We start from the raw sequence: 23,162 nt of genomic DNA, 5'->3' as shown, positions 1-23,162 counted from the left end.
AGGATTTTTAGGGGTGGTCACACCGCCCCTAAAAAGCGGTTTGTGGGGCGTTAAAGGCCCCAAAACCGGGGCGTACACCCATGCACCATGCCGGAAGCAGCACAGCCAACAGGGGATGCAGCCAATATGCAGCCAATATGCAGCCAATATGCAGAAGATGTGCAGGGAATATGCAGTAAAAGTGCAGCAAAGATGCAGAGAAAGTGCAAACCCATGCAACTTTATGCAGGGTTTGTGCACGAAACAGGCAGGAAAGATGCAAAGATGATGCAGAAATCAGGCAACAAAAAGGCAGAAATGGGGCAGGAAACAGGCAACCGCCCGCCCCAGCCCCAAAGCCTTCAAGATCACCGCCAAACAAGCGTTGATCTCGCCTGAATCAACCGCCCCTGCGCGCCTCGCGTTCAATCAGGCGATATTCCCGCACGATTCCACGGATGGCACCGGTCAGCGGGGCGAAGTAGAGGCGCAGGCTGTGTTTGGCGGTGCGCTTCAGATCTTGGAGGGTGATGTATCCGGTCATGTGGTTCTCCATGGGGAATTTAACCCGGCCAGCCCCAAATCACACGCCCGGCCAAGCAATGGGCGGGCTGAATATTTACACTAAACGCATATACAATAAAGCTCGTCAGGATCAACCAATGCAAGCCCCTTTTCCCTTGTCCATGCCGCAATGAGCTTCAATTCTGATTCGGAGTCTGTAGACTCGGGCAAATGAATCCAAGCAACCTTACGCCCATAGGAGAATTCCAAGAATCGGCAAGCCGACAGGTGATTGTACTCATCGCACTCAAAACCTGCGAGCATACAAAACCTCTTAAAATCCCCTACGGCTAACTCACCTTCCTCAAAGGCAATTAAAAGGTTTTCGGAATCTATCTCGTCAGGAACAGAATTCAATGCGATAAATATATTACTTGCGAGAGGCAATTCTGTTGAGAAGGACTTCCCGACCTCCGCCGGGAATGAGTCCGCATATAGTTTTCCAGGACTGGTCCAAAGTTCCATTTCGCGAACGCTTATCATCACTCAGCCTCCGGATATCTAATCTTGATATCTTGACTGCCTTCCGGTCGATTAATGTGCAACGTTTGAGCGCCAGTAGTCCTAGATGTGTGTACACCAGCGCTACTACCATCGGGCAGAGTCTTCTGCCCCTTGCCTGCGTCAGTGCCAGGTAAAGAGTCCAGGTCTTTTTGCGCATCTCCACCCGGCTTGACGTAATGACCCTTTACCGGGCGGCCACGCTTATCAGTTTCATGCTCCAGCCCATTTGTCAGCCCTTTAACTCCGTCGTCGGAAGCTTTCTTTCCCTCGTCAGCTCCACTGCTTGGGGCATCTCCACCCTTCCCTAATGCCTCCTCTCGGGCAAGCTTTTCCTTTTTCCGATCTTCAGTTTGTTTTAAATATGCTTCATGTGTTAACTCACCGGTCACTGGATCGATAGCACATAAATCCCCACCGTGGCATCCATCCTGATTAAAATTACTTGACACAAGCAATAAGGAAAAGCTTGCTACAGCAACTCTTACCGTTGTCGATGCAATATAGCGCAGAGCTTGACCACCCACCTGCTTGGCCGCCATTTGCCAAGAGTATGCCGAAGCTCGCTGCATACCCCACATACGATCATATGTAGACAATACGTGTGACTGCGTTGTTGCGCATGCCAAGCACGCAGTAACTTCAATTGGACTCACCCTTTGCAGTTGTGGCTCCCTTAATGGAGCCAGTTTACGAACGTCATCAACCACTTCAAAGCCTGACGGATCCGTCAAATTCGTCGGATTGTTCAGCACATAGCTGAAGCGGTTGTAGTTCTGCCCGTTCACCGGGTCCGCGATCAGCGGGTCGCCGCTTAAGAACTTGCCGACCAGAGGATCATACACCCGTCCATTCAGATGTACGAGTTCGAGATCGTCGAGCATTTCTTGGCCGGTATAGCCCTTGTTATCGGTGGTTTCCTTTACTTGCGTGCTGGTCGCAGTGACAGGTGTGCCCGCCAGCAAGCGTCGGCTGCCCCAGGCATCAAAGGCCATGCCCTCTTTCAGGTTGCCTGCGGCATCAGTGATTGCCACCAGACTGCCCAAGCGGTCGGCGTGAGTATAGTTCAGTTCGGTGGCCTGCCCCGCTTTGTCGATCTCCACGCCCAGGCCCATCGGCCAGTAGGTCTTGATGGTCTGCACCGTGCGGTTCTTGTCGGTGATCACTTCCTGTGCACCGCCATAGAAGGTGATGCTGCTGCCGGTGGTCTGGCTTCTGCGTTCGTGATCCGGTCCATAGGTGAACTGGCTGGTGCTGTTGTTGCGGCTAATGGTGTCCGGCATGTCGAAGCTGGTCCAGGTGGTCGTACGACCATTGCCAGTTAACTGGTTCCCATTGTCATCAAAACTAAAGTCGCCGCTGACGCCGCTGATGTTCTTCAGCTTGTGCGTGTTCGGTACATAGGTGTAGCTGCCCATGCCGGATTTGCTGGCGATACTGCCATCGAGCGTATAGCTAAACACCTGTGGCACGTTGCTGGTCTGCGTACCGGTCACCGAGCTTTGAATGATGCGGTTCAGGCCGTCGTAGCTAAAGCTTTCGCTATAGTACTGCGTCGGCACACTACCTGTGATACCGGTATTCCATTGCTCGGTCCGGTTATTGACGTTCCCCAGTACATCGTAGGTGTAATCCTCGCCGAGCAGAATCTTGGCGGGAACGGTGCCACAGGGGTTGCTGGACGCAGGTGCATTGGCCAATGAGGTAATGCTTGCGCCATTCAGCCAGCCGGTGTGGGCGTTATAACAGCGCGTGTCGACGACGCCATTGCCCAGTGCCGCCTGAATCACCCGATTGGCCGCATCTTGTACCTTGGATTCCCACAGAACGGTGTTGCCGCGCAGCATCTGGCTCAGGTAACCCTTGTCGTTATACCGTTGCCCGAATACTTTGCTGCTGTCCGTACCACGCTGGTAGGTTTGCGTGATCGGGCGATTCCAGTCGTCGTAGTCAGTCTTGGCGGTGAAGACGAGTTTGCTGGCCACATCCAGTGTGGTTGTGGTTTGCAACGGCAGGCCCAGTGTGGTGTACGTCTGAGTGACGTCCACGTCCTTGGTCGTAGCTGTACCGGTATAGCGTTCGACTTGTTTGCCGCAACTGGCCGCAGCCTTACAGGTTGCAAGCTGGCTGCCACTCAATACCCCGCCCGTGGCATTGGTCGTGTCATACACGAAGGTGCTGGTCAACTTGTCTTCTACGCGTTTGGTCATGCGGTCAAGCAAGTCAAACTGCATGGTCGTCGCGGTGCCGGCCGCTTTCTGATTCGGGCTTTGTTGTTTCCAGGTCCGGCCCACCGGGTCTACCCAGTATTGGATGGTGCCGAGGTCGGGATCCACCAGCTTGGTTTTGCGGCCCAAATTGTCGTATTCGACGGAAATGGTCGCGCCAATGGGATCGATGGTTTGAATCAGATTGCCAAAGGGGTCGTAGTCAAATTTTGTTGTGGTATCCGTATTGGCGTTTGCCAGGTCGTTGGCCATCCGGACGGTATCCACCTGCATCAGGCGGTTCCACGCATCGCGGGTTTCGCTGCGCTTTTGTCCTTTGGCATTGGTCAGCTTCCGCACGAGACCCGCATACTCGGTGGTGGCACTCACTTCGTTGCCCGAGGTGTCGAGTGTCGTGACGGTGGTGACGCGATTCAGATTGTCATACGTCTGACGGCTGGCTAGCTTGCCCACGGGCATGGCATCGGTGATCGCGCTGATCGTCGCAGCTTGATAGGTCTCCTTGAGTCGACCCAAGTCGTCGTAGACCTGGTCGCGCGCGATCAGGCTGCCATCAAAGCCATAGGTCACTGTACGCAGGGTGTGGCCTGCCGCATCGAGATACGCGAGCGTGGGCACGGTGATCTGGCTGTTACCATTGTAGTGCATAGTGATCTGGATCACCTTGGCATTCGCCGGACAATCGCCGTTACATTGCTTCACATAACTGCGTGTCTGATTACCGGTCGAGCTATCACTACATGTTGTGCTCTTGCCTGGCGCAGTTTGGGTCAGGACTCGGCCAAAACCGTTGACAGTCGCGCGGGTCACCAAGCCATTGGCGTCGGTCGAACACAGCATCGCCCCAGTAGCAGCATCAAAGCTGCGGGTTTCAACCATCCCCACCGCATTGGTCACTGAGGTCGCAAAGCGGCCCTTAGCGTCATATCCGGTAGACATGCTGCGGACTTCCTTGCCGTTCTGACTGTTGAATACCGTCTGACCATCGTTCTTGTCATACGCCCAACTCTGCGTGGTGGTATTCACTAAACCAAAGCTATTGCCGCTGCGGTCGTAGCTCGTTACCACCTCCAGATCGGTTCCTGGTTCAATCGTCTGGCTGGTCAGTTCGCCCTTGCTGCCGTATTTGAAGGACGTGTTTCGACTGAGCGAAAGGCGGGTGCCATCTCGCCTTGGGCTGCTTCGGGTAATCTTGGTGGCGCACACACGCCCTACAATCCAGCCGCTTCCCCCTGTCACACAGCTTGCATCCTTGGTGTTGTACCCATTGCCACCATTATTGCTGTTATCAAACGTCGAAGTGGTCTCGGTGGTAAAGTAGCTCGCCGTGTCAGCGGTCTTCGTTTCCTTGACAGAGGACGAAGTCAAATTACCCCAGTCGTCATAGGTATTGCTGGTCTCCGTCTTGCTGATTGCTGTGCCGTCGAGGTCCTTCTTCTCGGAGGTCGAGGAAGCTAAATACGGGAATACGCTCTGACCGCCGCTGGTGAAGGTTTGGGTCAGTGTCGCGTAGTTATATGTCGTGTCACTCAATACGACATTGCTGTTTTTGGTGGCCACGACCTTAGCGGTACGCGGCATGCCTACAAAGGGCCAGTCTTGACGGAACGATGTCAGAGTTTGTGTACCCAGTTGATCCTGAGTTGTAATAATACTTGCAAACCCTGCTGCGCCACGACCGGAAGCATCCACATAATATCCAGCATAGCTATACGATGTCGTAACCCAGCCGCCTGAACCGTTTGCTTTTTTGTAAGAGGAAACCAGAACGCCAGGTGGAACAGAAGTCAGCGGATAGGTCGGGCGCTTTGCGAGTCCTCCCTCAATCGGAAATTGACTATACACAGATGAATCATTTGAACGTGCGTACTCAAGCTTTTCTTGAGCGCCCACACCATTGGTGATGGTGATGACTTTGTCCAGATTCGCTGGCCCTGCTAGCGAATAAACCTCAGCACTTACTGTTTTGAGGCTCGCGTTGTATGCTGCTTGATATGCATCTTCACGAATGATCACTTGCTCTTGAATGCCGGCACTATCCAATACCTGCAAATCTTCCAGCCCTCTCGGCAGGCGATACTTAACACCTTTTCCAATTACGCTTTCTAACGTATTTGAAGTTCCCTTACACTTCAAAGTACGATCGTTCAGTACACATAAACCTTTACTTCCCCAGAAACGGTTTAGTCCATCGCCAATTGGATCCCCAATCGAGCCGCCGATAGCTTCGGAAGACGCAGCGTCAACAGTAAGTGGCTCCCCCCAGCAATCCACACCTACTTCTGTACTCAAGCAGATAAATCTGGACGCCCCTTTGCCGCCTGCGGGCATAATGGTACCAGGTGGATAATCAGGAGGCGTAGACACGCTATTCCCACCTCCGAAATCCCAAGTATACGGCCACGTATAAAAGACGAAATCGGTGAGCCCACTTCCCGTCAGGCTACCCACAGTTGCTCCCGATGAAATGGCGGGCAGTGCAAAGGCTGGATTACTTGGTTGCGTAACCGATGCAAAGAAAATAGTCTGACAATCAATGGTGCCTTTATTTGTACAAACCGTTACTCCCTGGGTTGTACCGGATGTCATTTTGCTCCTATTGCTCCAGACAGAATAAAAATCTGTCATGTCATACCGGCTGGAATGAATGGGAACCGGGTTAAAAAGCATTTGAGTAAACGGATTAGATTGAACTGGACCTCCAATAAATTTACCCAATACATCCTTACAATCAAACAGCTTGCTCGCGTTATTGTATGAACATGACTTGGATTTGTATTTATCACTTAATCCATACAGAAACTCCATCTTCCGATCATTGTCCATGTCAACCAATGTCGGCAGGCTATCTTCCCAAGAGTCCGCGGTCATATTCGCAACGGGTCCGCCACCGGAGCAGTCGAAGTCAGGTTCACCATTTACCTTTGGTCGGCTGAAACAGACTGCAAATACTTTATTGCCAATGGCATAGCTACTGACCATAGCAATATCGTCAATACCATCTCCATCTAAGTCGCCAATAAACAGTGTACTTACACCGGATTTAATCCCAGTGGATAAAGCCGTCGACCCAGTCCACACTCGGGACATAGTGAGTTGTTTATCAAACTTTCGGCCATCTGGCAGAACAAGGCTAATTTCACCTGTAAGTACGTTCTTACCAGTCCACTCTTTCTTCTCATCAGAGATTGGCGGCTGTTTGGGGCATTCAACATCCGCGCTAAAACCACATCGAATAGTTGTTTTAGCTGCAATTAGAGTTGGGCGACCCGAACCATCCAAATTTCCCCTGTAATTTCGGGTTTCTTCTAACGGAACAATCATTGCCCGTTTGTATTTCCACGAAATGTCAGTGGTATTTCCCCAGTCAAACGTGGTTTTGGGGAGCATATCCATTTTTTGGGTAGCCTGATTGAGTGCAGACAATTGCACATAGTCAATCAAACTACGTCCGCTTGTAGGGCTATAAGTGTAATGGATAGCGTAATCCTGAACCATCCCACCACCAGTCCCATCACTTTTAACATCACTTAATACCTGAATATTAGTTAAACGGCTGCGCACGTCATTTCTAGCCCCTCCGATATACTGAAGAGAAATGTCGTCTCGGCTCTCATATTTAAACTGAATCATCAAGTCAGGTGTTTGACCCGCAACAGAATTTCCACCATATTTAATTGAGCTAGGCAGGTATTCACCTGTTGTAGAATCATTGGTGTAGGTGAAGGTCATGTAATTACCAAAGCGATCTTCTACCTTGCCAAGCGCCCACAGCAAAGCCTTAAATCTTAATCCGTTGGCATTATTATTAGTAAAGTTAATAAAGCTACTTGGATCAGAACCATAATAGTGCGTTCTACCATCACGGGTTTCAACCTTAAAATATGGCTCAGACTGACTATTAGTCAGCATGGTTATCCTAGAGAAATCATCTATTTCGGTTCTAAACTCTCCGCCGGTCTTCCAATAAGCTTCATCAACATCGGCGCTATTGCCAGAGTTTGGCTGTGGGTCGTTAACGCGAACCAGCCTTTTCCCGTCAATACATAGGCGATCCGCTTTATCAAAGTTAATCCGCCACGTTTGACCATCTTGCGCAATTGTTTTTGCACAGCGATGAATCGTTGACAAGCCGCCAAGCGTCCATCCTAAGCCGAGGTAGCCATTTGGCGCATGACTGTTATAACTTAAGTTCAGCGCTGGCTGCATGCCAGCAGTTGCGGGCGGAACCGCGATTGGAAGTGAATATATAGCCGCGCCGTTTTGGATAGTTAATTCCCCCGGCAAGGTGCCCGCATCGGCATTGTTCAGCCCCGGCGGTGTAATCGTCACCGCCTTCGGCGTAGCATCACTGGCCCCCCCCGTGCCGCCTCCCGACCCCGCCGGCACCACCACCGTCTGCACTGGAGACGTCATCAATATGCCGCCGCTACTATCCTGCGCGGTCGCCGTGATTTGATACGTCCCCGCCGCCAGATTGCTCACCGCATAGGTGTAATTCCCGTTCGATCCCGTCGCGCTGCCGCTCACAACGGTCGTGCTCCCCTGCCCCACCGTCACCTTCACACTGGCAATGCTGCCCATGGACGCACCGGTGGCATTGATCGACACATTGAAACTTGCCGGAGCGGACGGAATCGTGGCCGGTGCGCTCACCGCCAGATTGATTGCCCCTGCTTCGATCACATTAATCGTGATCGGCGCCGAGGTCAGTGTGGTCACCGTGCCATTGGCCAGACGCAGATCCGCCATCGTTTTGATGACATAGGTGCCTTTCGCCAAGGTCGTCGTGGTGCTATAGAACCCTGCCCCCAGGCTGCTATCTGCCTGGGCGGTGATCGCCGCTTGCGTCCCCACTTGCATGCGCACCGCCGTCACGGTGGCACCTGCCGGTACCCCGCCCACTTGCGTGCTCATGAACACATTGCCACCGCCGTAGGTCTGCCCGTTTTTCGGGGTGCTGAAGCCAATGGTGGCCCCTGCCGTCAGCTGGCAGCTGCCGGTACACGGCAGATTCGGGCTCGCCCCAGAGGTGACCGGCACTGCCTGCACATACACCGTCGCCGCGTTGTAGCCGGTGAGACTGGTCAATTCGTGCTTGAAGTAATGGCCCAGCCCATCGCCACAGGCAGTGGCGAGATTGGCGGTGGTGGTGCTGGTGGACACATCATTGCTTAAGGCGCTGGCCTTCCCCGCCCCTAGCGCTGTTGCGTTGGCATCCGGCTGCGCGCCGACAAACACCTTGTAGCCAATCGCCTGGTTCTGCCCCTTTTGACAGACCCAGCCTTCGACAAAGGTCTTGCCGTCGGCACTGATATAGACACCCGACACTTCCCCGTTAATGCCCGGGGCGCCGGCGATGGTGGTCAGCGTCTCGGTATACTGTGCACTCCCCCCTGCCCCGGTCGCCGTCCAGGTACAACTTGACGGTTTTCCGACCCACTCCGCTTTGGCGGTGTCGGTCACCGATCCATTGGGGGCCAGACTTAAATTCGTCACCGCATACCCACCCGCCGATGCGGTACAGGTCAGCGTGACCGAATCTGCATCGGTCGTCGACCACGTGCTGGTATAGCTGTAATTGGACAGCATGGTGCTCGGGGTTCGGTTAACTTGAAGGGTCGGCTTTTGCGCGACCTTCACCTTGATGTCCGGGCTAATCGCCACGCCATCAAAGTCATCCCAGACCTTCACACTGAGCAGATGCTCGCCCCCCGACAAGGTCGGCGAGGGTACATTAATGGCATATGCTTGATTCTGCAGCCCACTGCCGGTCTGCGGATATTCCTTCCCATCGACAATCAGACTGAATTTGCTGATACGGCCGTACGCTTCGCTGGCCGATCCCTTCACCGTGACCGTGCCACCTTGGGCCAGGACGGTGTTGTTCGCGGGTTCCGAAATCGATACGACGGGCGTCGCCGAGATATTGATCTTCACCTTGGCGGATTGTACTTGCTGCCCTGCCCCATCCTTGACGATGACATAGGCGGCGTACTGGCCAGGGATAAATGTTTCTGTTGCCTGGCTACGAATACCGGCTCCGGCAAAATCAAAGCGGTCTTGCACACCCAAATATTGGCCAGTTCCGCCCGGACCATCTAAATAATACTTGAACTCTGCCCCCCCATACGCATTGGTGACGGCGCGCATCCCAAGCGTATCCGGCTTCCTCACGGTTAAATTATCTGATGGATCAGTCAGCGAAACCGTCGGCAACGGGGCAATAACGCTATTTACCCCAATTTGCCGACTGTACCCAACATTCCCCAAACTATCGGTGGCCCATACTTCTACCTTGTGCGTCCCCAACGGCAGGGCCCAGGCACTGGTTAGGCTCGCGGCATTGGCGGTGTAGCTGATAACATTGTCTACTACCAGATCCAACTTGCTGATGCTTGCCCCTGTTTGCGTCGCCGATGCTTTGATGGCAAAGGTGGCTTGCTGGGTTGAGCCTTGCGGCAGGTATTGCATGCTATTGGCAATGTCCAGTGTCACCACTGGCTTACCTGCCACCGTCACCGTGGATTTCCCGCTCGAGCCCATCAGGTTCTGGCTATCCCACGCCTGCACTTCCAGGGTGTGGTTGCCTACGGCTAAATCCGTCACCGAGAACGAATACGGCGAGGGCTGACCCATGCTGCCGGATAGATCCTGAGTGGCATAAGCGGTTCCATCCACCACTAAGGCCGCCTTAACAATCCGGCCACTGCTCGGCGTCGCCTTCCCGGAGACGGTGAGAGTGCGGGCGATCGTCGCGTTGTTTGATGGATTATCCAGGCTGACCACAGGAGCCGTCGGAGCCTTGACGACATTCCCCAGTACTTTGCGCGAGACCGTCGTGCCGCCAAAACTGTCTGTCGTCGTCAACCAGATTTGATGCTGGCCTTCGGACAATGCGATCGGTGTCGAGACCGTCGCACCGGCAGTGCTGTACACCACAGAGCCATCGACCACCACTTGCATCTGGGTAATGGTGGCACCGCAGCCTGGTGCCGATGCAGTACCTGACACTGTTACCGAGGGTGTGGGATTTCCTGTGCTCGCTTGCAGTTCAAACCCATCAGTGGGTGCGCTGATCGACACCCCGGGCAGGCCCGGTGCCACAGTTGAAAATGAATCATTTGAATTGATCGTGCCCCCCGGCCCGGTTGCCGTCCAGGTACACGATGATGGATGCCCCACCCACGCCGCACTGGCGGTATCGGTCACTTGCCCCGATGTGGGCAAGCTGAGGTTACTGACGGTGTACCCCCCTGCGGAGGCAGTACAGCTCAAACTCACGGATGTGGCATTGGTACTCGACCAGGTGCTGGTATATTGCCCGCATGCCACCAGCGTTGTTGGATTGCGCGTGGCGGAAAATGTCGGGGGGGCGGGTAGCCTGATGGTGAAGTTTGCCAGACCCGATACGCTATACCCTGTTGCATCATCGGCTTCGGCATAGACCTCATAGGATCCTTCGCCTAAGGTAGACGCATTAATCGATGCCGTGTAGGTGTTGCCACCCGCCGCACTCGCTACCACCCCACTCGGGGCGCCACTGGCGGGGGTACTGGTCCCCGGGTAACGGATCCAGAAAATCTGCCGGCTCATCGGATAGGTTCCGGCGGTCGCTGACATCGACAAACTAATGGTCTGGCCAGGCGTAAAAGTGGCGCCGTTCGAGGGGGCATTCAGCGACACTGACGGCTTCACCACCACCAGCGGGGGCGACACCATGACGGATACATTCGTCGAGCCGGCGGTTCGACCCAATTCATTGGTCACCCGTGCGGAGACCGTATGCTGTCCGGCTCCGAGTCCTTGAATGGTGGCCTTCCACGGTGGACTGACTGTCGTCGATTGCAGTGTGCCATCGAGATAGAAATCGACGCGGCTGGGATCCATGGTGTGCCCATCCCCGTCCGTTCCACCATCGGGGTAAGCCGTCAGTTGAATGGTGGCAGGTGCGGTCGCGCTGACTGGGTCGGCGCCCAGAGAGATAGCGGGTGCCTTATTGCGGATCACCACCGCCATCGCTGGCTGCATGATCACCATCCACACACCCAGCATCACGAGCGCGGATGTGCCCTTCCCTCTCAACCCCAACAGCTTGCGCAGCATTGGCATACCTGAATCTAAATATCTTGATTGAATACGCGTCCGGCCGTGCATCGACAAAGCGGACGGCCGGACGTTTACAAGGGACGCGAGTATAGAGATATCTTGAAACAAATGGAAATACAAATTTATATAGCGTTACTTATTAATTTTAAAATTAAGCCTCCGCATTTTAAGATGCATTCGAAATTGAAGGCAGGACTGCAAATTGTTTCAGTATCCTCCGACGTCCCTCGGATTTGAGTAGCCCGCCGATTTGGAGTCCAATCACATCCAGGGAAGGGGATAGAACATGAAGAAAGAGTTTACTGAAGAGCAGATCATCAGATTTCTACATGAAGAGGAGGCTGGTTTGCCCATTGAGGAACTGTGCCAGATGCACGGCTTTTCCGAGGCAAGCTGTGATCTGAGTCGAAGCAAGTTCGGAAAAACGTCTGAAAGACCTTGAAGCAGAGAATTCCCAGCTCAAATGGATGCTGACCAATGCGCTGCTGGAAAACGAAGTCACTAAGGTCGTAGAACGATTCGGTGAAGTCGAACACTTGTCTGCTTTGATTGAGTAGCCTGATTCGAAGATCGGAGGCATCAAGTTTGAACTCCCCCGTATTTATGTCAGGTAATCATTCATAAGTATCACTGTCGCCCATTACGAATGCAGCACAACACGATGGATGAAATGTGTCCAACGGTTGGACAGTCAGTCCATATGGGCTTCTACATTTTTACAAATCATGTGACATCTTGTTCCCATCGACCGCAACCAGCCGGTACAATGAACACACTTTATTAAACTATCGGGCACACAAATGAGTGGGATAGCAACGAAAGTCATCGCCATTACCAACCATAAGGGTGGCTGTGGCAAGACAACTACTGCAGTTCAATTAGCAGCAGAGCTCGGTCGGCAGGGATATTCTGTATTGCTTGTTGATCTTGATCCTCAGAGCAATGCAAGCCTACATGTTGGAAAGCTCCACCCTAGTGAAGTGTTGGTTAATGCTTCGCAACTACTTTTAGGTGACCTTGATTTGCTGCCCCGTGCAGTGATTGAGGAAACCGAAATTCCCAATGTATCTCTAATTTGCGGTCATCTTTCACTGAATGAAGTCGAGGAAAAGCTCAGAGATCAGTCACCGAGACCAAATGAGGAACTGAAAGAAAAGCTTGCGCCAACGCTTGGTGTCTTCGACTTCATTATTATCGATACCCCACCGAGCTTGAAGCTCTTAACCAGCAATGCACTGGCTGCAGCAACTCATATCATCATTCCGATCGAGTCGGGATCTCAATACGGTATGTACGGTGTAAGCGATTTAGTTAAACATCTGGAGAAAGTAAAAAGGATCAACCCCAAGCTTGTTGTCCTGGGCGCTCTTCTCACCAAACATGACGATAGAACCTCGGTTAGCAAAATTATTGAGAACGCTGCACGTCAGGAATTTGGCGTCATTTTGAATACAAAGATTCCTAGTAGCACCAAGGTCAATCAAGCTGCAATGGTTAAAAGCTCAGTTCATCAAGTTGACCGAAGCGCAAAGGTTGCACGTGCATTTACCGCACTAGCAGCAGAGATATGTGAAAAGTTGAATATGCCTGTCATGAGGCATGAAGCGGAGTTAGAGGAGTCAAGTAATGTCTAAAAAGTTGAGTGATCTGCTGGCAGAACGTGCGAATGCACAGTTAAAGAAACATCATGATGCAGTACAAACAGTTGAGTTTGATGAAGGCAAGCGACATGAGCGTATTGCCGTTGATTCCATTGCTCCAAATCCCTATCAACCTCGACGATTGTTTGATGAAGCTAAGCTAAATGCTTTGGCCGAATCCATCAAACATCAGGGACTGATACATCCAATCAGCTTGCGCATGGTAGAACATGGCAAATATGAAATTGTTGCAGGTGAGCGACGCTGGCGGGCTGTAAAGTTAAACGGTGGCGCGTACATTGATGCCATTGTGGGTGCTTGCAGTGATGACGACATGCTCATCAATGCAATGACCGAAAACATTGCTCGCGACGATCTGACTGATTTTGAAAAGGCACTGCAAATCAGATCTATGATTGCTCATTTTGATGAGAGTAAAACTTCACTTGCTGCACGTCTTGGGATGGAGCGTAGTGATTTGTATCGGTATCTTGCTTTCTTTGATCTACCAGAATCTGCACTTGCTCTGCTAGAGGCACAGCCCAATCTGTTGTCGCGACGTTTTGCCGAAGACGTAAAAAAGGCGATTAGTAAATCGGATGATAAGGTACTAGCAGAGGCAAATTTGCTTGAGGGACTTCGATTAGTTTCCGAGAAGTTGCTTGAGCCTAGTTCACTAGCAGCTCATGTTCTCGAACAACCAAAGCTTGTTAAACCTGTAACGACTGCATTACCCCTATCCACCTTTATGATTGGGAACAAAAAGGTTGGAAGCATGGTTGTTAAAGGTAAACAGCTTCAATTGACCCTACCACTGGAACATGTCGACGTGCTCAAACAGAAGCAATTGTCAGATTTTGTCACGGCTCTTCTTCTGGAACATACAACAAGCTAGCTTTTTATAAAAACTAGCAAGCTTTATGGTCTTGTATCTATATGATAATAAAGCGTTTTTCTGACCTAAAGTGTACTGTGGCGTTTAAAGGTGTACTTCTGTGGTCGATTTTTACCTGCAAAGTGTACTTTTTTGTTGTTCCTATGGTGTACTGCTGTTCTTAAAAGTGTCCGTTTCTGATCAAAGGTGGCTATCAATGATATCCACCTTTGTACTCAGCCCTACTTTTCTCCAGATTTGCCGGCAAAGTACATGTGATTGCCGGCACTTCTTTCGAAAATTCCAATGAAAATTCGTCATCGCCGGCGATGGTGTACGTTTTTGGTATTGGCTCTGTTTCTCGTTGCTTGCGTTTCTTATTAGCCCCATCAGATTCGTACACCTTTCTGTCAGGGTAAGTACTTTGGTTTGCCGGCAATGTGAATTTGAGCGCCTCGACTTATCAAAAACGTACACTTTGCGTCCGGTCTTCCTGCTCTTCATCCTGCTATGGTGAGTCGCTCATTTTCCCTATCATATCTGTACACTTTTCAAGTACATCAAAGCGTTAGCATGGCATTTTCGTTCGTGATGAACGGCTAGTAAGCCTACCTCTGCGTTGCAAAAATACCAATTTCTGCTTTTTTGATCACCAAGATGAAGCGTTCAGGGCTGAGCGGGGGAAATTGACGATTTTTCTGCCTGGAGCCGTTATTCTCGCCCCAAAAAAGTACACTTTGAGCAGAAGAAAACAATTTTTCTCCTGCACACATTTCTGCTCAGATCGATCACTCGTGGGTGATTTCGTCTAAGTATATGATTTTAAGCTATTTTTTGGAACAAATTAAAATTTTTTTGTCAACAAATCTGTACACCTTTGCTCACTTGTAGAAACCCGACGTTTAGATCGGAGGCAGCTTCGGATGTTCATTTTTGGGGGCGACGATTGGGTAGAGGGTTGGTTAGAAAGGACTTTCTTGCAGAAGGTGTACGTTTATGATGTTGACCATCCGAAACACCCCTAGTATGGTGGAAAGATGTAGACACAGGCGTACACCATGAGCACATCAGAGATGGTTGTAAAGCAACTTGCGTTTGAACTTTTCCAAGAAGCGGATCGTAGCGCAACACCCATTACCGACATTGAACGAGATATTGGATTAAACAGATCCAATGCGACGATCCATGTTGGTGGGAACAAGCTGTCCCTCCTTGGTCGCCGCCTTGTAAATGCGTTGTTCTTCATTGCCCATCGTGATGCGATGGAGACAGAAATCCATTCGGCACCGCTAGACTATTTCAAGTGGTTAGCGAACTACGATAGCAACAACCACAAGTATCTAAAAGATTGCCTACGCGAGGTTCAGAAAACTTTAATTGATATTCAGATCGACAATGCTGATTTGGATACCAATCATGAGAAATGGGCATCGATTCCATATATCAACGAAGTGTACTTTACCAATGGAAAGATACACTTTTCTATCCCGAAAAAGCTGCGACCGACCTTGCAGCAGCCGACCAGTTTTACGTACCTGTCCCTTCGCATGACAAATGCGTTTTCCAGTGAGTATGCACACAATCTGTATGAGCGTTGTGCAGCTGTAAAATATATTGGGCATACGCCTTGGTGGTCTGTCGAAGAGTTCCGGCGCCTGACTAATACGCTGGACTTAGCTTCCTATGACGAATTCAAAGAACTTCGTCGTAAGGTGATTACACCGGCGATTACTCAGATCAACGAGTTCTCAGATATCAAGATTGCACTGGAGACGCGCTCGGTGACTGGCTCAAAGCGGATTGGCGCGTTGCGATTTGTGATCGAAGACAACAAGGAAGGCAAGTATGTGCTGGCCAAGCCGTTGGACGAAATGCTTTTCAATGTGCTCAAGGAAGAGTTTGGTTTAAGCAATACGGAAATTGCTGCTATCTCAGGGCAGTTTGACAATGAATACATTCAATCCAAAGTGGATTTCATGCGGCAGCGCATGTTGAAGAAGAAGATCGAATACCCTGGTAAGTACTTCCGTAAGGTACTGGATGAAGACATGAATCTGGTACGACAATCTTTGCCGGAGCAACCTGCGTCGTCAACGACCAAAACACGAAAGCCGAGAAAAGCTGTGATTGTTGAGGAGGATACCTTGTCGGTGGTGGATGCCTCATCTTCGGAGGTGCGTACGTTCTGGGAAGCTCAGAGCAGAAAATCTCAGTCAGAGTTACTCGAAGCCTTTAGAGCCTCTCCATTTTTCTCTAGCTTCAGACGTCGCTTTGCTGGTAAGGAAATAGATGTGGATAGCAATCCGATGATGCGTGCGCAGTTAGATGCATTCCTGATGACGCGGCTGGAAACTAAAGCGTGACTGAAGACCAGATTATACGCATTCCGCCAAATGCAGCGGAGGCAGAGTCCTCACTGATCGGTGGACTGCTATTAGACAATGCGGCGTTTGATTCAATCGCAGATATCGTCTCAGTCGACGACTTTTATCGTGGAGATCACCGCGAAATATTTGAACATACCGTAGGGCTCATTGCTGATTCACGACCGGCTGATGCCATTACCGTGGCTGAATCTCTGGATCGATCAGGACGCCTCGAGTATGTTGGCGGACTAAAAGTCATCGCCAATATAATCCAGAACACGCCCAGTGCGGCAAATATCCGGCGCTACGCAGAGATTGTTCGCGACAAGGCAATCTTGCGCCGTGTGATTACTGTCACCAACGAGCTCGCTGAGGCGGCGTTTAATCCTGCGGGGCGCGAAGCGCGGGATATTCTGGATTTGGCAGAGGCTCGCCTCAGCAGCTTGAGTCAAGCTGCTCAGCAAAAAGCCGATACTGGGCGGGATATGCCGCAGATCATGCATGATGTCGTACTAGATCTTGATCGCTTGTATTCTCTGCGGGGGGAAGGCGGCCTTTCCGGTATCGCCACTGGGCTGAATGATTTTGATCAGTTGACTTCAGGATTGCAGCGCGGAGATTTGATTATCTTAGCTGCGCGGCCATCCATGGGGAAAACTGCGTTGGCGATCAATATTGCAGAACATGTTGCTTTGACCCTTAAGCTCCCAGTCATGATATTTAGTATGGAGATGTCGGATCAGCAACTTGCTAAGCGTATGCTAAGTTCTATCGGCCGTATTCATGCATCAAAACTGCGCAATGGTGATATTGAAGCAGATGACTGGGCAAAACTGACCTATGGATCAAGCAAGCTTTCTGAAGCGCGTATTCACATTGATGATTCACAGGCATTGACAGCGTTTGATGTCCGATCTCGTGCGCGGCGTTACCAGCGCAAGATTCGTGAGCCTCTGGGTCTCATTATTATTGACTATATCCAGATGATGGCGGGAGCAACCACTGGACGTGAATCCAATCGTGCAGTGGAACTAGGTGAAATCTCGCGTGCGCTGAAAAATCTAGCTCGAGAGCTAAACGTGCCTGTAATCGCGTTGTCGCAGCTGTCTCGTGGAGTTGAGTCCAGAGTGAATAAACGTCCGATGATGTCGGATCTGCGAGAAAGTGGTTCTCTGGAGCAAGATAGTGATGTAATCGGGTTTCTTTACCGAGATGACTATTATCATCCCGATACGATGGATCCTGGGGTAACCGAACTCATCATAAGCAAGCAGCGCAATGGTCCAACCGATACCGTGAAGTTGTTATTCAGAGGAGAATATACCCGTTTTGATACGTTAAAAAGCGGCTAATTGAAATGTCCAACGGTTGGACACAAGCGACTAAAGAGCTTTCCCAGACGAATCTTGTTAAACCGGCGATGTTGAAATTGACGGAATAGGTGTTAGGGAAATTCCTAAGCGAGTGATGCTATCGCGCCGAATCTACCAATGTACTACCAATTCAAATTCTACCGTTTCCACATGTTCCCGACTCAGCTGGACCTCATGCTGTAGCTCCGCGTTGCGCACAAGCGGGTGATGGCGCATGCGATCTACATACGCAGCAATATCCTTGAATTGCCGTGCTTCGCCTTTCAGAATCATCTGTTGACGCGTGTAGTCTGGATGAAACTCTAGCAGTGCAATGTCTTTGTGCGTTGATTGTTCCACAATCAGTAGGGGCGTGGCCCACGTGCGATCAAGCTGAGCAAGGATGTCATTGGCTGCTTTTTCCTGTGCTGCACGATGCTTGTCTGACTGTGGATCAACAACCTGGACAGGGGATCTGCTAGGGATATGGGCACGGGCTTGCGCTGCCTGCAGCCAGAGCCGATCCGGACGATTGATCGCGAACGCCGTTACGGTTGAGAGAAGCCCTGCAAGCAGAGCCATATTGACCAGTGTATGGTGTGGCCGGGGGGGGCGGGTAAGGTAGCGGGCGGGCTTCATGCTCGTTCCCACGAAGTTTCTCTAACCATGATGGCCTCACTCAAGCCGGCTTGACGGAGGTCACGTTCGCTACAGCCAACACACTCCACATGGGTGATCTGGTCGGGCGGCAACACAAACGTAAGCCGTTGCAGCAATCGCTTCAACGCGACAGGTTGCTCTGAATCCGCCTCCTGTAGCCAATCGAGCAGGCGTGCATGATGATAGGCAAGGGCACTGATTCGGTGGCCCTGTCGCAGCAGATGCACATGCACATGCTTTTGGCGAAGCAGTGGCCGGTAATGACAATGGGCGGAGGCAGGCATCAGGTGATCGAGTACAAGCCCATGTGTGGCCAGATGAGCCTGAATGCGCTCAATCAGCTGATCTGGCAGCGCATAGGCAAGCGCTGATGCGCCTCGCGCATGCCAATCACACTGCAGCGTCCAGCCTTCTTTGAGGGCGAGTCCTTGCAGCTCGAATTGAACGCGCGCATATTGCAATAGTTCGTCGCCCTGTCGAATGTCAGGGCTCCATGGGACGGTTGTCAATCGTGCCAGCGAATCTGGGAGCTGTACCGCCACCGTACCGGCCATGCGGATCCCATTTAGCACCGCTGGGCTCACCATGCCCAACGCCACGTCTAAGGCGAAGGGAACCTGTTCCGCATCCTCTAGGCGAACATCAGGCGAATGCCAGGTGTGCGACTGCATCCCGGCCCATTTAACCTGAACAATGCACTGATGCGCCACATTGATCCGCAACTGCGGTCCGAGCTTACGCCACGAAGGTAACACGGTTGACTTCCTGTAGAGTGGTATGACCGGCCTTGACCAGCTCCAGTGCGACATCGCGCAGGAAGCGGGTCCCTTCGAGTCGCGCTTGCTCCTTGAGGCGGCGAATGGAGGCGCGCTGGATGATCAGTTCGCGGATGTCATCCGATAATTTCAGTACCTCGGCGATGGCGCGTCGGCCTTTGAAGCCGGTGCCCCGGCAATGCGCACAGCCCTTGCCGGCCATAAAGCGATAGGACTCAGGATCACTGATCCCCGAGAAGGCCAGCAAGGCGGCATCGGGGGTGACCGGTTCGGCGCAGTGACTGCAGTTTTGCCGCACCAGACGCTGTGCCACCACCCCGGTGAGCGACGATACGAAGCTATACGGATCGACGCCCATATGGATGAAGCGCCCGATCACGTCAAACGTATTGTTGGCATGCACTGAGGTGAACACCAGGTGGCCGGTCAGCGCCGACTGCACGGCGATCTGGGCGGTTTCTGGGTCGCGGATTTCACCGACGAGAATCTTGTCTGGATCATGACGCAAGATGGAGCGTAGACCCACCGCAAAGGTCAGGCCCTTTTTTTCGTTCACCGGAATCTGCAACACCCCGGGCAGCTGATATTCCACTGGATCTTCAATGGTGATCAATTTGTCGTGCCCAGTGTTGATTTCACTGAGCGCCGCATACAGCGTCGTGGTCTTGCCGCTGCCGGTGGGGCCGGTGACTAGCAGCATACCGTAAGGCTCTGCCGCCAGACGGCGCATCAAAGCCATGGTGGCCTCATCAAAGCCCAGCGTATCCAGGGTCAGCCGTTGTAGTTGGTCAATCAGCGCCTGTTTGTCGAGAATCCGCAGGACGGCGTCTTCCCCATGAATACTGGGCATGATGGACACACGGATATCAATCTCGCGGCCATGCATGGCAATACGGAAGCGCCCATCTTGCGGTATGCGTTTTTCGGCGATATCGAGATCCGACAGCACCTTGACGCGTGAAATAACCTGTTCGGCCAGCGTCGGGTTGGGCAGGGTGGCCACATTGATCAGCACCCCATCCACGCGGAATTTGACCACGAGACCGGATGGAATGGTTTCCAGATGGATATCGCTGGCCTCAAAGCGCAGACCGTCAAACAGGGTTGAACTCACAAACTTGACCGCTGGACTCGGTTCGTTGGCGATGGAAATCAGCGTCAGTTCGTCGCTGAGTGCTTTGGACACCTCTTCGGTATCACTGTGACTGACCGCAGCAGCCACCGCATTGAAGTTGCCGGCATAGTGATGCAGCACGGCATCCAGGACCCACGGATCAACCAGTACGGTGCGCTGGACGGGCACGTCGAGGTGGCTGATCCAGCTACGCGGTGCCTGGGCAATGGGCGCATCGATGCCGGCCAGCCAGTCACCGTCGGCTTCACGAAACAGTAGCACCCGTCGCGCCAGCATGGCTTCATAGGGCACCACATCGTATCCGGGCAGATGCCGCAGGATGGCCTCCTGCGTGAGGGTGGGCAGGCCCAGATAGTCGGCGACGGCGTCCAGCGCCTGGGCGCGATCAAGCTGCAGGGCGTCACTCATGCGTGTCAGCCAGTCGTGGCCGACCGTGTCGCTGCTCAGTGCCTGCTGCAAATGGGTCATCAGGGCGGTGGGGGAGGTCATTGTACGGAATTCGCCAGTTCAAAAATGGGCATGTAAAGCAGCAGTACCACGACGCCAATGATGAGGCCAATGCCCACCATCAAGGCGGGTTCTATGATGCGGCCAATCATATCGACCCAGCCGGCCACTTCCTGATCATGAAAGTCGGCGACACGCTCCAGCATCTCATCAAGATTACCTGAGGATTCGCCGGCTACCAGCAACCGTGCCGCCACCTCGGTCCCCAGTTGCTGCTGAGACAAGGCACGCGAGAGCGGATGACCCGCTTCGACCAGCATGCGCGCGGCATCGATGGGGGGCTGAAAATAGGCGGGCATGGAGGCGCGAGCCATGTGCATGGACTGGGTCAGTGGCAACCCGCTGCGTTGTAGCAGACCGAGCGTGCGGTAGAGCCGCGCTAGCTGGAAGATGCGGATGCGTCGGCCAATGGCCGGGATGGCAATCAGTGTCGTCAGCGCCTTGTGGCGGGCCGCTGGATGGATGACTGCTGACGCCATGGCCGCAATCAAGGCAAAAAAGGCTCCCCACGCCAGAACGGTGTGTTCGCGCACCACATTGCCCCAGGCAAAGACAAAGCCGGCCACCTGCGCTTTGTTCTGCACATCATCAAACGCCAGGCTAAAGCGCGGCACCACATACAGCATCAGAAACCCAATCACCAGAAAGCCGACACTGACCAGAATGGCCGGGTAAATTGACGCCGAGACCAACTTGCCGCGAATCAGTGCCACCTGCTGGCGGTACCGCATGAACCGCTGAACAGCAATGGGGACACTGCCGGTGGTCTCACTGGCCTTGACCAGCGCAACATACAGCGGCGGAAAAACCGTCGGCAGTTGCGCCATCGCCTGCGACAGCTGCTTGCCTTGACGCAAAGATTGCAGGAGTTGTGCGTATACGTGATGGGTGGTGCCGCTACTGTCGTTGTGCTGCAGGATATCGATGCAATCGACAATGGATTGCCCGGCCTCTAGCAGCGAATACAGCTGTTGATTGAACACATCCAGCTGAAAACTGCTGCCTTGAAAGGGCAGACGCAGGCCATTGCCTTGCGCCTGCACGCTCAAGACGTGCAGGCCTTCGGTTTTGAGGCGCGCTTCAGCAGCGTCGCGGGAATCGGCTTCCAGTTCCCGGATGTCAATTTGCCCGGACGCACGGACGACTTTGGCCTGGTAACGCATGGCAATCGCCGCTGACCTTAGTAACTCAGGATATCTGCGTCGTCATCGCTGCCACCGGCCGCACCATCCCGGCCGAGCGACACAATGTCGTAATCGCGAGCGGGGGTACCTCCCCCTGGAGCGGTGTACACATAGGCATGACCCCACGGATCCAGCGGGATGCCCTTTTTGAGGTAAGGACCCGCCCAGCGGGTGACATCGGTGGGTTGTGCCACCAGGGCATTCAAGCCCTGGGCGGTGGTGGGGAACTGGCCGGTGTCGACCCGGAATTGATCAATGGCTTTGGAAAACGCCTCGATCTGTGCTGCGGCCACGGTGCGGTTAGAGCGCCCGATTTGCGAGAAATACTTGGGGCCGACGTAGCCTGCCAGCAAGCCGATAATCAGCAGTACCACCAGCAGTTCCAAAAGCGTAAAGCCCCCTTGATGCGTCCGTTTCATATGTCTTCCCGAATGATGAAGTTGATTGCCGGTGTCTACGCGTCAGGCGTAAACACAAATTTCCAGTCTTGATACTGTTTTGCACCCTTGAATGCGGCATCACTGGGTGCGAAGTTATCCTGCTTAATCGGTTGTCCGGTAGATCGCGAATAGACGCCGATGATGCCGACACCGTCCTTGGGATCCATCACCAGCCCCCACTCGGACGTGCGGGTCATCGGATCGATAAATATCTTCCGTAAGGGGCGCGCCGTACGGGTCAAATTACGATCAAGTAGCAGGTCGCTCAATTCATGCGGATAGCGCTTCTGGCTGCCCGGTGACTCGGCATAATACAGTGCAATGGCCTGACGGAACTGATGGCCGATGTACAGCAACTCGTCCTCGCGCTGTCTGCGCTCGCTCATGGTCCATTCCTCGGCCACACGCAGGCTTAGCACCGACAGGATGACCAGGATGCACAACGCCGCGATATAGGTAAACCCGGCCTCACCAGGTTTGATAATAGGTGCCATCCAGCCCTTTCCCCGGCGCGGAACTTTTGATATCAAACACGCCCCCTAGCGCAGGATTGTCCGGTGGAATGACCACCCAGCTCACATTACTGCTGGTGACCGGATCGACCGGAATCTTGCGGAGATATTTGTCGGTGACCAGATCCGCCAATTCCTTCGGGTACTTGCCGCGATCCGCGTAGTAATGATCAATGGCTTGACGCAGGCTGTAGAGGTTCTCGCGCAGCACATCATCTTGCGCCTTGGTGATGCCCCCCAGATAGCGGGGCGCAGCCAGTGTCAGCAAGGTCGCGATAATCGCCAGTGCCACCAGCAACTCGATCATGGTAAAGCCGGGTATACGGTTGCGCATG

17 protein-coding genes are annotated in these 23,162 nt (G+C 52.8%); 7 read left to right on the top strand and 10 right to left on the bottom strand.

Annotated features, from left to right (window positions below; translation table 11 throughout):
• Nucleotides 1-87: 87 nt before the first annotated feature.
• Nucleotides 88-378 (top strand): hypothetical protein, encoded by a 291-nt coding sequence (locus KSF73_16885; GenBank protein MBV1777399.1) that lies wholly within the window; start codon nucleotides 88-90, stop codon nucleotides 376-378.
• Nucleotide 379: 1 nt separating this feature from the next.
• Here KSF73_16885 and KSF73_16880 read toward each other — a convergent pair whose 3' ends face one another.
• The 3 genes from KSF73_16880 to KSF73_16870 form a co-directional block, all read right to left on the bottom strand.
• A complete protein-coding gene (locus KSF73_16880) occupies nucleotides 380-523 on the bottom strand; it encodes a hypothetical protein (GenBank protein MBV1777398.1) in 144 nt (47 codons plus the stop codon).
• 80 nt (nucleotides 524-603) lie between these two features.
• On the bottom strand, nucleotides 604-1,026 hold the full coding sequence (locus tag KSF73_16875; GenBank protein MBV1777397.1) for a hypothetical protein: 423 nt from the start codon (nucleotides 1,024-1,026) through the stop codon (nucleotides 604-606).
• The gene (locus KSF73_16870) at nucleotides 1,026-10,379 is read right to left on the bottom strand and encodes a hypothetical protein (GenBank protein ID MBV1777396.1); all 9,354 of its coding nucleotides are present in this window, start codon (nucleotides 10,377-10,379) and stop codon (nucleotides 1,026-1,028) included. The genes KSF73_16875 and KSF73_16870 overlap by 1 nt, the downstream gene beginning before the upstream one ends.
• Before the next feature lie 22 nt (nucleotides 10,380-10,401).
• Here KSF73_16870 and KSF73_16865 point away from each other — a divergent pair, with 22 nt between their 5' ends.
• The 6 genes from KSF73_16865 (at nucleotide 10,402) to dnaB (ending at nucleotide 17,613) form a co-directional block, all read left to right on the top strand.
• Nucleotides 10,402-10,719, top strand: coding sequence for a hypothetical protein (locus KSF73_16865; protein ID MBV1777395.1), 318 nt, complete (start codon nucleotides 10,402-10,404; stop codon nucleotides 10,717-10,719).
• Between the two features lie 948 nt (nucleotides 10,720-11,667).
• A complete protein-coding gene (locus tag KSF73_16860; GenBank protein ID MBV1777394.1) occupies nucleotides 11,668-11,823 on the top strand; it encodes a transposase in 156 nt (51 codons plus the stop codon).
• 358 nt (nucleotides 11,824-12,181) lie between these two features.
• Complete coding sequence (locus tag KSF73_16855) at nucleotides 12,182-13,015, top strand: ParA family protein (protein ID MBV1777393.1); 834 nt, start codon at nucleotides 12,182-12,184, stop codon at nucleotides 13,013-13,015.
• Nucleotides 13,008-13,916: a ParB/RepB/Spo0J family partition protein gene (locus KSF73_16850; GenBank protein ID MBV1777392.1), complete on the top strand. Its 909-nt coding sequence runs from the start codon at nucleotides 13,008-13,010 to the stop codon at nucleotides 13,914-13,916. The genes KSF73_16855 and KSF73_16850 overlap by 8 nt, the downstream gene beginning before the upstream one ends.
• A 1,037-nt stretch (nucleotides 13,917-14,953) precedes the next feature.
• Nucleotides 14,954-16,258 (top strand): replication initiation protein, encoded by a 1,305-nt coding sequence (locus tag KSF73_16845; protein MBV1777391.1) that lies wholly within the window; start codon nucleotides 14,954-14,956, stop codon nucleotides 16,256-16,258.
• Entirely contained in the window at nucleotides 16,255-17,613 is a 1,359-nt protein-coding gene (gene dnaB, locus KSF73_16840; GenBank protein MBV1777390.1) for a replicative DNA helicase, read from the top strand. The genes KSF73_16845 and dnaB overlap by 4 nt, the downstream gene beginning before the upstream one ends.
• Before the next feature lie 132 nt (nucleotides 17,614-17,745).
• On the opposite strand, the gene KSF73_16835 is transcribed toward dnaB, so the two are convergent.
• Genes KSF73_16835 through KSF73_16805 form a run of 7 tightly spaced genes read right to left on the bottom strand, consistent with a single transcriptional unit; the run spans nucleotide 17,746 to nucleotide 23,161 of the window.
• Entirely contained in the window at nucleotides 17,746-18,252 is a 507-nt protein-coding gene (locus KSF73_16835) for a PilN domain-containing protein (protein ID MBV1777389.1), read from the bottom strand.
• Nucleotides 18,249-19,028 carry a hypothetical protein gene (locus tag KSF73_16830; protein MBV1777388.1) on the bottom strand — a complete coding sequence of 260 codons (780 nt, stop codon included), beginning with the start codon at nucleotides 19,026-19,028 and terminating at the stop codon, nucleotides 18,249-18,251. Before KSF73_16830 ends, KSF73_16835 begins: the two co-directional genes overlap by 4 nt.
• Nucleotides 19,009-20,673: a GspE/PulE family protein gene (locus tag KSF73_16825; protein ID MBV1777387.1), complete on the bottom strand. Its 1,665-nt coding sequence runs from the start codon at nucleotides 20,671-20,673 to the stop codon at nucleotides 19,009-19,011. The genes KSF73_16830 and KSF73_16825 overlap by 20 nt, the downstream gene beginning before the upstream one ends.
• Nucleotides 20,670-21,854 (bottom strand): type II secretion system F family protein, encoded by a 1,185-nt coding sequence (locus KSF73_16820; GenBank protein ID MBV1777386.1) that lies wholly within the window; start codon nucleotides 21,852-21,854, stop codon nucleotides 20,670-20,672. Before KSF73_16820 ends, KSF73_16825 begins: the two co-directional genes overlap by 4 nt.
• A gap of 17 nt (nucleotides 21,855-21,871) precedes the next feature.
• Nucleotides 21,872-22,294, bottom strand: coding sequence for a type II secretion system major pseudopilin GspG (gspG, locus tag KSF73_16815; GenBank protein ID MBV1777385.1), 423 nt, complete (start codon nucleotides 22,292-22,294; stop codon nucleotides 21,872-21,874).
• Between the two features lie 35 nt (nucleotides 22,295-22,329).
• On the bottom strand, nucleotides 22,330-22,809 hold the full coding sequence (locus KSF73_16810) for a type II secretion system GspH family protein (protein MBV1777384.1): 480 nt from the start codon (nucleotides 22,807-22,809) through the stop codon (nucleotides 22,330-22,332).
• Nucleotides 22,784-23,161: a type II secretion system GspH family protein gene (locus KSF73_16805; protein ID MBV1777383.1), complete on the bottom strand. Its 378-nt coding sequence runs from the start codon at nucleotides 23,159-23,161 to the stop codon at nucleotides 22,784-22,786. The genes KSF73_16810 and KSF73_16805 overlap by 26 nt, the downstream gene beginning before the upstream one ends.
• Between the last annotated feature and the right edge of the window lies 1 nt (nucleotide 23,162).

It is taken from the genome of Burkholderiaceae bacterium DAT-1, from assembly GCA_019084025.1.
GTDB lineage: Bacteria > Pseudomonadota > Gammaproteobacteria > Burkholderiales > Chitinimonadaceae > DAT-1.
Note: the sequence above shows the minus strand (reverse complement) of the source record. Positions and strands in the feature narration are given on the sequence as shown.

What these genes read in the sequence shown, in the direction of transcription:
- KSF73_16885 (MBV1777399.1), top strand. Translation starts at nt 88, where the DNA reads ATGCCGGAAGCAGCACAGCCAACAGGGGATGCAGCCAATATGCAGCCA.
- KSF73_16880 (MBV1777398.1), bottom strand. Translation starts at nt 523, where the DNA reads ATGACCGGATACATCACCCTCCAAGATCTGAAGCGCACCGCCAAACAC.
- KSF73_16875 (MBV1777397.1), bottom strand. Translation starts at nt 1,026, where the DNA reads ATGATAAGCGTTCGCGAAATGGAACTTTGGACCAGTCCTGGAAAACTA.
- KSF73_16860 (MBV1777394.1), top strand. Translation starts at nt 11,668, where the DNA reads ATGAAGAAAGAGTTTACTGAAGAGCAGATCATCAGATTTCTACATGAA.
- KSF73_16855 (MBV1777393.1), top strand. Translation starts at nt 12,182, where the DNA reads ATGAGTGGGATAGCAACGAAAGTCATCGCCATTACCAACCATAAGGGT.
- KSF73_16850 (MBV1777392.1), top strand. Translation starts at nt 13,008, where the DNA reads ATGTCTAAAAAGTTGAGTGATCTGCTGGCAGAACGTGCGAATGCACAG.
- KSF73_16845 (MBV1777391.1), top strand. Translation starts at nt 14,954, where the DNA reads ATGAGCACATCAGAGATGGTTGTAAAGCAACTTGCGTTTGAACTTTTC.
- KSF73_16835 (MBV1777389.1), bottom strand. Translation starts at nt 18,252, where the DNA reads ATGAAGCCCGCCCGCTACCTTACCCGCCCCCCCCGGCCACACCATACA.
- KSF73_16825 (MBV1777387.1), bottom strand. Translation starts at nt 20,673, where the DNA reads ATGACCTCCCCCACCGCCCTGATGACCCATTTGCAGCAGGCACTGAGC.
- KSF73_16820 (MBV1777386.1), bottom strand. Translation starts at nt 21,854, where the DNA reads ATGCGTTACCAGGCCAAAGTCGTCCGTGCGTCCGGGCAAATTGACATC.
- gspG (MBV1777385.1), bottom strand. Translation starts at nt 22,294, where the DNA reads ATGAAACGGACGCATCAAGGGGGCTTTACGCTTTTGGAACTGCTGGTG.
- KSF73_16810 (MBV1777384.1), bottom strand. Translation starts at nt 22,809, where the DNA reads ATGGCACCTATTATCAAACCTGGTGAGGCCGGGTTTACCTATATCGCG.
- KSF73_16805 (MBV1777383.1), bottom strand. Translation starts at nt 23,161, where the DNA reads ATGCGCAACCGTATACCCGGCTTTACCATGATCGAGTTGCTGGTGGCA.